Here is a 12,214-nt window from a genome sequence, read left to right on the forward strand (position 1 = left end):
AGTCCTTCAAGGTAGCGGATCGGCGTGCGGCTGTCTGCGCGGCGCCGCGGCATGTTCGCGCAGCGCCTCGCCGCTGGCCGGCAAAGCCCCGTAAAATGCGCCATCCGCTTTTTCAGGTTCTGCCATGTCCGACTTCCAGCATGCCCAGCTCGACTGGGACGAAAACGGCCAGCCGCTATCCCGCGCCTTCGGCGACGTATATTTTTCCCGGCATTCCGGGCTCAACGAGACGCGCCATGTGTTCCTCGCCACCAACCGCCTGGCCGAGCGCTTCGCCGCGCTGGGCGACGGCGAGGTGCTGTGTATCGGCGAGACCGGCTTCGGCACCGGACTAAACTTCCTCTGCGCCTGGCAGCTGTTCGAGCGGGTCGNCGCGCCTGGAGTTCGTCAGCGTGGAGAAATTCCCCCTCGCCGCCGCCGACCTGCGCCGCGCCCTGGCGCTATGGCCGGAACTGGCGCCCTGGAGCGAGGCCCTGCTGGGCCAGTACCTTGCCGTGCACCCGGGCTTCCAGCGCCTGGCGTTCGCGGGCGGAAGGGTCGGCCTGACCCTGCTGCTGGGCGATGCCCTGGAGTGCCTGCCGCAGCTCGACGCGCGGGTCGACGCCTGGTTCCTCGATGGCTTCGCCCCGGCGAAGAACCCGGACATGTGGTCGCCCGTACTGTTCGCCGAACTGGCGCGACTGTCGGCGCCGCAGGCGACCCTGGGCACCTTCACCAGCGCCGGTTTCGTTCGCCGCGGGCTGGTCGAGGCCGGTTTCGCCATGCAACGGGTACCGGGCTACGGACAGAAGCGCGAGATGCTCAGCGGCACCTACCAGGGGCCGCCGGCGAACGCCGGCAAGCCCTGGTACGCACGCCCCGCGCCCCACGCCGGGCGCCGCGCGGCACTGGTGGTCGGCGGCGGCCTGGCCGGCTGCGCCAGCGCCGCCAGCCTCGCCGCGCGCGGCTGGCAGGTGACCCTGATCGAACGCCATCCCGGCCTCGCCCGGGAAGCCTCGGGCAACCCCCAAGGCGTGCTCTACCTGAAACTCTCGGCCCACGGCACGCCGCTGTCGCGCCTGGTGCTCAGCGGCTTCGGCCATACCCGCCGGCTGCTCGAACGCCTGCGGCGCGGCCACGACTGGGATGCCTGCGGCGTACTGCAACTGGCCTTCGACGCCAAGGAAGCGCAACGCCAGGCGCAACTGGCCGCAGCCTTCCCCGCCGACCTGCTGCACGGCCTGGAGCGCGAGCAGGCCGAGCGCCTCGCCGGCGTCGCCCTGCCCGCCGGCGGCCTGTTCTATCCCGAAGCCGGCTGGGTCCATCCGCCCGCGCTGTGCCAGGCCCTGGCCGCCACCCCCGGGATCACCCTGCTGAGCGGCCGGGCAGTACGCTTGCGCCGCGAGGGCGACGACTGGTGCGCCTACGCCGGCGACGAATGCCTGGCCCGCGCGCCACTCGCGATCCTCGCCACCGCCGCCGACATCCGCGACTTCCCGCCCGCCGCCGAGCTGCCGCTGAAGCGCATTCGCGGGCAGGTCACCCGCCTGCCGGCCACCCCGCAAAGCCGGGCGCTGCGCACCGTGGTCTGCGCCGAGGGCTACGTCGCACCGCCGCGTGGCGACGAACACACCCTCGGCGCCAGCTTCGACTTCAAGAGCGAAGACCTGGCGCCGACCCTCGCCGAACACCAGGGCAACCTCGAACTGCTGCGGGAAATATCCCCCGACCTGTTGCAGCGCCTGGGCGCCGACGACCTGCCGCTGGAGCGCCTGGAAGGCCGCGCGGCATTCCGCTGCACCAGCCCCGACTACCTGCCCCTGGTAGGCCCGCTGGCCGAGCGCGCGGCCTTCGACGAGGCCTACGCGGTGCTCGCCCGCGACGCCCGCCAGGCGCCGGAGCGTGCCTGCCCCTGGCTGCCAGGCCTGTACCTGAACAGCGGCCACGGCTCGCGCGGGCTGATCAGTGCGCCGCTGTCCGGCGAACTGCTGGCGGCGTGGATCTGCGGCGAGCCGCTGCCGCTGCCGCGCGCGGTGGCCGAGGCCTGCCACCCGAACCGCTTCCTGCTCCGCGACCTGGTGCGCGGGCAGCGCGGCTGAAGCCCAGGGCGCACCGATTTGCGCTACCCTTCGGGCCTGCCGCACGCGCAGGCCATACCGGACCACCGGCTGGCTCACCCGCGGAAACAGTTGATCGACGATGGATGTACTGCTCTTCGAATCCCTGGGCATCGGCGCCGTTCTCGGCCTGCTGCTCGGCCTCACTGGCGCCGGCGGCTCGCTGGTCGCCCTGCCCCTGCTGCTCAGCCTGCACCTGCCGCTGCGCGACGCCATCGGCGTGAGCCTCGGCGCGGTCGCCCTGTCGGCGCTGATTGGCGCCATTCCGCGCGCGCGCCAGGGCCAGGTGGCCTGGCGGCCGGTGCTGGTCCTGGCGCTGGCCGGCCTGCCGAGCAACGCCGTCGGCCAATGGCTCGGCCGCTTCGTCCCGGAAGGCGTGCTGATCGTCGCCTTCTGCCTGCTGGTGCTCTGGTCGGCCTGGCGCATGTGGCGCGGCGCCGGGATGAAACGCGAGGCCAGCGACCAGGCACGGAGCCTGCCGCTGCTCGGCATCGGCCTGGCGGTCGGCTTGCTGTCGGGATTGATGGGCGTGGGCGGCGGCTTCCTGGTGGTGCCGGGGCTACTCTGGTTCACCCCGCTGTCGATGATGGCCGCCACCGCCACCTCGATGGCGGTGATCGCGCTGGTCTCCGGCGGCGGCTTCCTGATCTACCTGACCGGCGCCCACCCGCCGCTGCCGCTGCTCGGCGGCCTCGCCGCCGGCGGCGCGGTCGGCGTGCTCGGCGGCAACCTGCTGGCGCAGCGCCTCGGCGGCCCGACCCTGCAACGCCTGTTCGCGCTGATGCTGGTGGCGGTGAGCTTCTCCCTGGCGGCGCAGAAGCTCTACGGCGGGTAGCTTTCCTCGGCGGCCGGGGCACCGGGGAAGCGGCGTTATGCGCCCTACGCGAAGGTCACGCCATGGCGTACAACGCGCTTGTCCACCAGGCATCGGCAGGTTCGCCAGGTAAAGACCGCCGACGCGACTGTCTTTCGTAGCGAACCTGGCGCCCTCACTCTTCTTCGACGTCCTCTTCCGGCAAGCCGAACAGGTCGGCCGCGCGCAGCAGCGCGGCCAGCAGGCCGTGGCGCTCCCACTCGGGCAACGCGGCGAAGCGCTCGATCACGTACTCCGGCAATAGCGGCGGCGCCTCCGCCAGGGCTTCGTGGCCGGCCGGGTCGAGGTGCAGCCAGGACTTGCGCCGGTCCTGTTCGTCGCGCCGACGATAGAGCAGGCCGCGTCCTTCGAGGCGGTCGAGCACGCCGGAGAGCGATGCCTGGGACAGGCTGACCAGCTTGGCCAGTTGCGTCGCGGTCAGTTCTCCCTCCACCGCCAGGACATGCAGGATCAGCAATTGCAGCGGGGTCAGGCCACCGTATCGGCTGAGACGCTTGGAGTGGATTTCGGCGGCCTGCTGGAGACGGCGGATGGCGCGGAAAATAGCGAGCGAATAGGTATCGGCAGCGGTCTTATTACTTTCAACCATAATAAATTCTTCGTTAAGGGTCCTGATAGGCCCGGAAAATTCGTATAGAACTCCTTCCAACTGTAACGGTCCTCTGTTAGGTAAGTCATGTACCCGGAAGGGGTACGCAACCCACTTCCCCAACGGAGAACCGGTAAGGAATATGTGCGGCATATCAGGAGAGTTTCGTTTCGACAACCAGGCAGCCGACCTCGCAGCGGTCGAACGCATCACCCACCACCTGGCCCCTCGCGGCCCCGACGCCTGGGGCTTCCACGCCCAGGGTCCGATCGCCCTCGGACATCGACGGCTGAAGATCATGGACCTGGCGGAAGCTTCCGGCCAACCGATGATCGATCCCGATCTCGGCCTGGCCATGGTGTTCAATGGCGCCATCTACAACTACCCCGAACTGCGTGGCGAACTGGAAAGCCTTGGCTATCGGTTCTTCTCCGGCGGCGACACCGAAGTTCTCTTGAAGGGGTACCATGCCTGGGGCGCCGATTTATTGCCCCGGCTCAATGGGATGTTCGCCTTCGCCGTCTGGGAGCGCGATCGCCAGCGGCTGTTCCTGGCCCGTGACCGACTCGGCATCAAGCCGCTCTACTACAGCCTCGACCGCTCGCGCCTACGCTTCGCCTCGAGCCTGCCGGCCCTGCTCAAGGGCGGCGACATCGCCAGCGACCTCGATCCGCAGGCGCTGAATTTCTACCTCAACTTCCACGCCGTGGTTCCCGCCCCGCACACCTTGCTGGAGGGCGTGAAGAAGCTGCCGCCGGCGACCTGGATGAGCGTCGACCTCGACGGCAGCTGCGAGCAGCGCACCTGGTGGACGCTGGACTACGGCCCACGCCCGGACGAGCGCGAGCTGACGCTCGACGACTGGCAGGAGCGCGTCCTCGACGGCCTCCGCGAAGCGGTGGCGATCCGCCAGCGCGCCGCCCGCGAGGTCGGCGTGCTGCTCTCCGGCGGGGTCGATTCGAGCCTGCTGGTGGGCCTGCTGCACGAAGCCGGGGTGGACAACCTGCTGACCTTCTCCATCGGCTTCGAGGATGCCGGCGGCGAGCGCGGCGACGAGTTCCAGTATTCCGACCTGATCGCCGAGCGCTATCACACCCGTCACCATCGCCTGCGCATCGGCGAGCACGAAGTGATCGAGCAGTTGCCGGCGGCCTTCCGCGCCATGAGCGAGCCGATGGTCAGCCACGACTGCATCGCCTTCTACCTGCTCGCGCGGGAAGTCTCGAAGCACTGCAAGGTGGTGCAGAGCGGCCAGGGCGCCGACGAGCTGTTCGCCGGCTACCACTGGTATCCGAAGGTGGATGGCGCCGACGACGCCTTCGCCGCGTACCGCGCGGCGTTCTTCGACCGCGACCACGAGGAATACCTGGCCACCGTCGGCGAGCGCTTCCGCGTCGAGGACGTCGCCGGGCGCTTCGTCCGCGACCACTTCGCCAGCCCCGGCGCCGAGGCCGCGGTGGACAAGGCGCTGCGCCTGGATAGCACGATCATGCTGGTCGACGACCCGGTCAAGCGGGTCGACAACATGACCATGGCCTGGGGCCTGGAAGCCCGCGTGCCGTTCCTCGACTACCGCCTGGCCGAGCTGTCGGCGCGCATTCCCGCCCGCTTCAAGCTCGGCGACGGCGGCAAGCAGGTGCTCAAGGGTGCCGCGCGCAAGGTGATTCCCAGCGAAGTCATCGACCGGCCCAAGGGCTACTTCCCGGTGCCCGGCCTCAAGCACTTGCAGGGCCGCACCCGCGAATGGGTACGCGAACTGCTGCTCGACCCGAGCCAGGACCGCGGCCTGTTCCAGCCGGCGATATTCGATCGCCTGCTGAGCGATCCGGACGGCGACCTCACACCGCTGCGCGGCTCCAAGCTGTGGCAGCTGGCCGCCCTCAACCTCTGGCTCAGCGAACAGGGACTTTGAAAATGGGCCCCCAACGCAGGGGCCCGAACCAGGAGCGATCATGAAAGGCCACTTGCATCTGCCTCACCCGCACAACCAGCGCCTGCAACGTATCCAGGCGCCCACCTACGAACGCCTCCAGGCGCGTCTCGCCGAAGATCACAGCGAGCCCACCGAGAAACCGCTGAGCATCCACTGCGGCTGGGGCCGCCTGCTGATCGGGCAGACCTACCCGGACGCCGAGGAACTGGCCCGCGACCTGTTGCAGGAAGCCCCCGGCGAACGCGACATCGCGCTCTACGTGGCGGCGCCGCAGCAGGTCCTGGCCCACGCCCCGCAGCAGCTCTTCCTCGATCCCTCGGATACCCTGCGCCTGTGGTTCACCGACTACCGCCCGGCGCGCCGTCCGCCACGCGGTTTCCGCATCCGCCGGGTGCATACCGAGGAGGACTGGGCGGCGATCAACCGCCTGTACCTGGCGCGCGGCATGCTTCCGGTGCAGACCGAGCGCCTCAGCCCGCGCCACCAGGGCGGGCCGATCTACTGGCTGGCCGAGGACGCCGACACTGGCGTCGCGGTAGGCACGGTGATGGGCCTCAACCACGCCAAGGCGTTCCAGGATCCGGAGGGCGGCTCCAGCCTCTGGTGCCTGGCGGTGGACCCGCAATGCAGCCGGCCGGGCGTCGGCGAGGCGCTGGTACGGCACCTGGTCGAGCACTTCATGAGCCGCGAACTGGCTTACCTCGACCTCTCGGTGCTGCACAACAACCAGCAGGCCAAGGCGCTCTACCGCAAGCTCGGCTTCCGCGAACTGGCGACCTTCACCATCAAGCGCAAGAACGGCATCAACCAGTCGCTGTTCCTCGGCCCCGGCCCGGAGGAAGACCTCAACCCCTACGCCCGGATCATCGTCGACGAAGCCCACCGGCGCGGCATCGAGGTGCGCGTCGACGACGCCGAGGGCGGCCTGTTCACCCTGACCCAGGGCGGCCGGCAGATCCGCTGCCGTGAATCGCTCTCCGACCTGACCACGGCGGTAAGCATGACCCTCTGCCAGGACAAGGTCCTCACCCACCGCGCCCTGCAGCACGCCGGCCTGCGCCAGCCACAGCAGCGCCTGGCCGGCAGCGCGGAGGAAAACGCCGCGTTCCTCGCCGAGCACGGTTCGCTGGTGGTCAAGCCGGTGGACGGCGAGCAGGGCCAGGGCGTGGCGGTGGACCTGCGCACCGCGGAAGAGGTCGAGGAGGCCATCGAGGCCGCCCGCCATTTCGATTCGCGCGTGCTGCTGGAGAGCTACCACGCCGGCCACGACCTGCGCGTGCTGGTGATTGGCTACGAGGTGGTGGCCGCCGCCATCCGTCGTCCCGCCGCGGTGATCGGCGACGGCCGGCACAGCATCCGCGAGCTGATCGAGGCGCAGAGCCGCCGGCGCCAGGCCGCCACCGGCGGGGAAAGCCGCATCCCGCTCGACCACGAGACCGAGCGCACCCTGCGGGCCGCCGGCTATGGCTACGACGACGTGTTGCCCAGCGGCGAACACCTGGCCGTGCGGCGCACCGCCAACCTGCACACCGGCGGCATCCTCGAGGACGTCACCGACGCCCTCCATCCGGCCCTCCGCGAGGCCGCAATCCAGGCCGCGCGGGCCCTGGAAATACCGGTGGTGGGCCTGGACTTCCTGGTCGAGGCCGCCGACCAGCCCGACTACGTGATCATCGAAGCCAACGAGCGCGCCGGCCTGGCCAACCACGAGCCGCAGCCGACCGCCGAACGCTTCGTCGATCTTCTCTTCCCCCTCAGCCGCGAGGTGCCTTCATGACCCCTCTGCCACAACCGGACCTCAACTACCTGCAACGGGTGCTGCTGGAGATGCTCGCCATCCCCAGCCCCACCGGCTTCACCGATACCATCGTGCGCTATGTCGCCGAGCAGCTCGACGAACTTGGCGTGCCCTTCGAGATGACTCGCCGGGGAACCATCCGGGCGACCCTCCAGGGCCGCCTGAATACCCCCGACCGGGCGGTTTCCGCGCACCTCGACACGATCGGCGCGCTGGTCCGCGAGATCAAGCCCAACGGCCGCCTCGGCCTGGCCCCGGTAGGCTGCTGGTCGAGCCGCTTCGCCGAGGGTAGCCGGGTCACGGTGTTCACCGAACAGGGCGTGTTCCGTGGCAGCGTGCTGCCGCTGCTGGCTTCGGGCCACGCCTTCAATACCGAGGTGGACAACCTGAAGATCAGTTGGGACAACATCGAGCTGCGTCTCGACGCCTATACCGCCAGTCGCGCCGACAGCGAGAGCCTGGGCATCTCGGTGGGTGACTACGTGGCCTTCGATCCGCTGCCGGAGTTCACCGAGAGCGGCCATATCAGCGCCCGCCACCTGGACGACAAGGCCGGGGTCGCGGCGCTGCTGGCGGCGCTGAAGGCGGTCAAGGAAAGCGGCCAGGAGCCGCCGATCGACTGCCACCCGCTGTTCACCATCACCGAGGAAGTCGGCTCCGGCGCCGCCGGCGCCCTGCCCTGGGACGTCAGCGAGTTCGTCGGCATCGACATCGCCCCGGTGGCCGAAGGCCAGAATTCCAACGAGCACAGCGTCAGCGTGGCCATGCAGGACTCCGGCGGGCCCTACGACTTCCATCTGTCGCGGCACCTGCTGCGGCTCGGCGAGCGCCACGACATCGCCCTGCGCCGCGACCTGTTCCGCTACTACCACAGCGACGCGCAGTCGGCGATCGCCGCCGGCCACGACACCCGCGCCGCGCTGCTGGCGTTCGGCTGCGACGCCACCCACGGCTACGAGCGCACGCACATCGACAGTCTCGCCGCGCTGAGCCGGCTGCTCACCGCCTACATCCTCAGCCCGCCGGTCTTCGCCAGCGACGCCAAGCCCCGGGAAACCTCGCTGGAACGCTTCAACAAGCAGCTCGAGCATCCGGTGCACATGGAAAGCTGCACCCACGTCCCGCCGGTGGACGAAGTGCTCGACAGCAGCAACAACAGCGACAAGGGCTGAGCCCGCGCCGGCCTCCCCGCCTCCGGNGGGGAGGCCGCCCTCCTCTCCAGCCAACTGCTAGGCTGATGGCAGGTTCCCTCGCCTGTCTCGTTTCCTCCGTAGCATCATGCGTGCCGACTCGTGTCCATGGAGTAGTTGCATGTCTCGACTCTGCCTGGTCCTGCTGTTGCTCTGCTGCGCGCTGCCGGCCCGGGCGCAGCCGCCCGCGCCGCTGGACGGAGAGGACCTGCGCCTGTCCCTGGGCGAGTACGCCGAGTACTACCGCGACGCCGGCGGCAAGGCGCGTCTGGGCGACATCCTCGCCTTGCCGGCGCAGGCCTTCGCCGCCCTGCGCGGCGACCACGCGAACTTCGGCAAGAACGCCGCAGCCTGGTGGTTCAGGGTGCGCCTGGACAACCGCAACGGCACCGACCTGGCCGGTTTCCTGGAGATCAACTACCCGCTGCTGGACGACCTCAAGGTCTACCTGCTGACCGCCGATGGGCGCATCGAACAGCAGGAGAGCGGCGACCTGTTCGCCTTCTCCCAGCGCCCGGTGCAAGTGCGCAACTTCTGGTTCCCGCTGCGACTGCCGCCCGGCGAGAGCACCCTGCTGCTGCGCGTGCAGAGCACCAGCACCGTCTACGTGCCGCTGTACTTCAGCACCTACGCGGCCAGCGCGGCCAGCCAGGAAACCCTGATGGGCTTCAACGGGGCCTTCTACGGGGTGCTGTTCGGGTTGTTCTGCTACAACCTGTTCCTCTTCGTCTCGCTACGCGAGGCCACCTATGCCTGGTACCTGCTGTACAACCTCAGCCTCGGCCTGTTTTCCGCCAGCTTCGACGGCCTGCTGTTCAAGCTGCTGCCCGGACACGTGGCGCTGGAGTCGGCCGGCATCTACCTGCTGATGTACCTGAGCTGCCTGGTGTCGATCCAGTTCAGCCGCGGCTACCTCTACACCCGCCGCGACTTCCCGCGCCTCGACCGCTTCCTCCGCGGCCTGCTGCTGGCCTGCGTGGTCCTGTTGGCCAGCGAGCCGCTGGTGGGGCTGCGCGCCTGGAACGTCCTCGCCAGCCTGACGGTGATGCTGGTCTCCCTCAGCCTGCTGCTGGCCGGCGTCCACGTCTGGCGCCAGGGCCTGCGCTACGGCCTCTACTACATCCTGGCCTGGGGCGCGCTGCTGCTGTCGTTCCTGGTCACCACCGCCGCCTCGCTGGGCTTCGAACTGTTCGGCCTGTTCGGCAGCAGCGTGGTCAAGATCGGCATGACCGTGGAACTGGTGACCCTGTCCATCGGCCTCGCCGACCGCATCAATGCGCTCAAGGAGGAAGGCTTCCGCTCGCGCCAGGCGGCCGAGCAGGCGCGGGTGGAGAACGAGGCGAAGAGCCGCTTCCTGGCGAAGATGAGCCATGAGATTCGCACCCCGCTGAACGGCGTGCTGGGCATGCTGCAACTGCTCCGCGACACCCCGCTGGACCGCGGCCAGGCGGCCTACGTGGAGACCATCGCCAGCTCCGGCAGCGCGCTGATGTCGGTGATCAACGATATCCTCGACTACGCTCGCATCGAGTCCGGCAAGCTGCACCTGGAGCGCATCGACTTCGACCTGGAGGAACTGCTCTCCGACACCCTGGCGCTGTTCAGCGCCCAGGCCGTGGAAAAACGCCTGCGCCTGCATCTCGGCCTGGACAGGGGCGTGCCGCGCCGCCTCAACGGCGACCCGACGCGGTTGCGCCAGGTACTGATGAACCTGCTCAGCAATGCCCTCAAGTTCACCGCCGAAGGCCATGTCGCCGTGCGCGTGCAGCGGCGCTTCGACGAGGGCGGACACGAGCGCCTGCTGTACAGCGTCAGCGACAGCGGCATCGGGATATCCGCCCAGGCGCAGAAGACCCTGTTCGAATCCTTCTCCCAGGCCGACTCCAGCACCACCCGCCGCTACGGCGGCAGCGGCCTGGGCCTGGCGATCAGCCGGGAGCTGGTGCAGATGATGGGCGGGCGCATCGAGGTGAGCAGCGAGCCGGGCAAGGGCACCCGGTTCAGCGTCGACCTGCCGCTCAGCCCCGCCCTCGACGCCGGCGAAGCGGATGAACTGGCGCAACTGCTGCAACACCGCCCGGCCCTGCTGGCCAGCGAGGACAACCTGACCCTGGACTGCCTGCAGGCATTGCTGGAGCGTTGGGGGCTGCGGGTCGAACGCTGCCTGCAGCCGAGACGGCTGAACGCCTACCTGGAGGACTTCAGCGCACCGCCCCTGCTGGTCCTGGCGGCGCCCTGGCCGGGGCCGCCGTCGATCTGGCTGGACACCCTCTATGCGCAACTGGAGCAAGGCCAGCGCATCCTCCTGCTATGCCCGCCGCAGCACTGCCAGGACCTGCCGCCGCACGAAGGCCTGCGCCTGCTGGCCCTGGCCCAGCCGGTGGCGGTGAAGGCCCTGCGCGAAGCCCTGCTGGAACTGTACCGGGAGCGGCGCCGACAGCCAGGGCGGAGCAGCGAGGCGGCCCCGGACGAACGCCTGGACGCCCCATGCATCCTGGTCGCCGAGGACAACCCGGTGAACCAGCTGGTGGTGCGCGGCTTCCTCGCCAAGCGCGGCTACGCGGTGCGCCTGGCCGGCAACGGACGGCTCGCGCTGGACGAGTACCTGCGCGATCCGAACGGCATCCAGTTGATCCTGATGGATGGCGAGATGCCGGAAATGGACGGCTTCGAGGCGACCCGCCTGATCCGCCGGGAGGAGCGTGCCCAGGGCTGGCCACGCGTACCGATCGTCGCCCTGACCGCGCACATCCTCGACGAACACCGCCGGGCCGGAATCGAGGCTGGCATGGACGCCTACCTCGGCAAGCCGGTGGACCGGGCGGAACTCTATGCCACCCTCGAACGCCTGCTCGGCCAGCCTTCGCGACAGGCATGACAGTGCGCGATGCGTCGCGCTAGCATTCGCCGCCATCCCGGAGTACCGCCAATGCTGATCCCCCACGACCTGCTCGAAGCCGACACCCTGAACAACCTGCTGGAAGACTTCGTCACCCGCGAAGGCACCGACAATGGCGACGAGACCCCGCTGGACGTGCGTGTAGAACGCGCCCGGCATGCCTTGCGGCGGGGCGAGGCGGTGATCCTGTTCGACCCGGAGAGCCAGCAGTGCCAGTTGATGTTGCGCAGCGAGGTGCCTGCGGAGCTGTTGCGCGACTGAGTCGCGGCATCGACCCGCCTGGCGGGGCGGGTTCGCCGCCCTGCACACCCCGGAAACGCCGGACAGCGCCCCTGCTCCGCAGGGCGAATAGCCGCTCGCGGTCATCCGCCGCTCATCCGCGACATCGGCGGATAACGCCCATGGCGTTATTCGCCCTACACACCCCGGAAACGCCGGACAGCGTCCCCGCTCCGTAGGGCGAATAACCGCTCGCGGTCATCCGCCGCTCATCCGCGACATCGGCGGATAACGCCCATGGCGTTATTCGCCCTACACACCCCGAAAAAGCCGGACTGCGCCCCAGCTCCGTAGGGCGAATAACCGCTCGCGGTCATCCGCCGCTCATCCGCGACATCGGCGGATATCGCCCATGGCGTTATTCGCCCTGCACACCCCGGAAACGCCGGACAGCGTCCCCGCTCCGTAGGGCGAATAACCGCTCGCGGTTATCCGCCGCTTATCCGCGACATCGGCGGATAACGCCCATGGCGTTATTCGCCCTACACGCCCCGGAAACGCCGGACAGTGCCCCCGCTCCGTAGGGCGAATAACCGCTCGCGGTTATCCGCCGCTT

The 12,214-nt window shown here is 69.3% G+C and carries 8 protein-coding genes and 1 pseudogene; 7 read left to right on the forward strand and 2 right to left on the reverse strand.

Annotated features, from left to right (window positions below; all coding sequences use genetic code 11):
• Positions 1–6: 6 nt before the first annotated feature.
• The gene (locus ACTJJX_RS11390; RefSeq protein ID WP_003091936.1) at positions 7–126 is read right to left on the reverse strand and encodes a hypothetical protein; all 120 of its coding nucleotides are present in this window, start codon (positions 124–126) and stop codon (positions 7–9) included.
• Between ACTJJX_RS11390 and mnmC the strand changes: the two are divergent.
• Positions 125–2,078 (forward strand): annotated as a pseudogene (gene mnmC / locus ACTJJX_RS11395) (bifunctional tRNA (5-methylaminomethyl-2-thiouridine)(34)-methyltransferase MnmD/FAD-dependent 5-carboxymethylaminomethyl-2-thiouridine(34) oxidoreductase MnmC). The gene ACTJJX_RS11390 and the pseudogene mnmC overlap by 2 nt on opposite strands.
• A gap of 100 nt (positions 2,079–2,178) precedes the next feature.
• Positions 2,179–2,931, forward strand: a complete 753-nt coding sequence (locus tag ACTJJX_RS11400; protein WP_003117537.1) for a sulfite exporter TauE/SafE family protein — start codon at positions 2,179–2,181, stop codon at positions 2,929–2,931.
• Between the two features lie 154 nt (positions 2,932–3,085).
• On the opposite strand, the gene ACTJJX_RS11405 is transcribed toward ACTJJX_RS11400, so the two are convergent.
• Entirely contained in the window at positions 3,086–3,559 is a 474-nt protein-coding gene (locus tag ACTJJX_RS11405; RefSeq protein ID WP_003091943.1) for a MarR family winged helix-turn-helix transcriptional regulator, read from the reverse strand.
• A gap of 142 nt (positions 3,560–3,701) precedes the next feature.
• Here ACTJJX_RS11405 and ACTJJX_RS11410 point away from each other — a divergent pair, with 142 nt between their 5' ends.
• The 5 genes from ACTJJX_RS11410 (at position 3,702) to ACTJJX_RS11430 (ending at position 11,640) form a co-directional block, all read left to right on the forward strand.
• Entirely contained in the window at positions 3,702–5,471 is a 1,770-nt protein-coding gene (locus ACTJJX_RS11410) for an N-acetylglutaminylglutamine amidotransferase (protein WP_003106635.1), read from the forward strand.
• A 40-nt stretch (positions 5,472–5,511) separates the two neighbouring features.
• Positions 5,512–7,269 (forward strand): N-acetylglutaminylglutamine synthetase, encoded by a 1,758-nt coding sequence (gene ngg, locus ACTJJX_RS11415; RefSeq protein WP_003111433.1) that lies wholly within the window; start codon positions 5,512–5,514, stop codon positions 7,267–7,269.
• A complete protein-coding gene (locus ACTJJX_RS11420) occupies positions 7,266–8,462 on the forward strand; it encodes an osmoprotectant NAGGN system M42 family peptidase (protein WP_003111432.1) in 1,197 nt (398 codons plus the stop codon). Before ngg ends, ACTJJX_RS11420 begins: the two co-directional genes overlap by 4 nt.
• Before the next feature lie 139 nt (positions 8,463–8,601).
• Complete coding sequence (locus tag ACTJJX_RS11425; RefSeq protein ID WP_016852587.1) at positions 8,602–11,358, forward strand: hybrid sensor histidine kinase/response regulator; 2,757 nt, start codon at positions 8,602–8,604, stop codon at positions 11,356–11,358.
• A gap of 51 nt (positions 11,359–11,409) precedes the next feature.
• Complete coding sequence (locus tag ACTJJX_RS11430) at positions 11,410–11,640, forward strand: YheU family protein (RefSeq protein ID WP_003091959.1); 231 nt, start codon at positions 11,410–11,412, stop codon at positions 11,638–11,640.
• Positions 11,641–12,214 lie beyond the last annotated feature (574 nt).

Origin of the sequence: Pseudomonas sp. 22490 (genome assembly GCF_052044465.1) — a bacterium.
Taxonomy (GTDB): Bacteria; Pseudomonadota; Gammaproteobacteria; order Pseudomonadales; family Pseudomonadaceae; genus Pseudomonas; species Pseudomonas aeruginosa.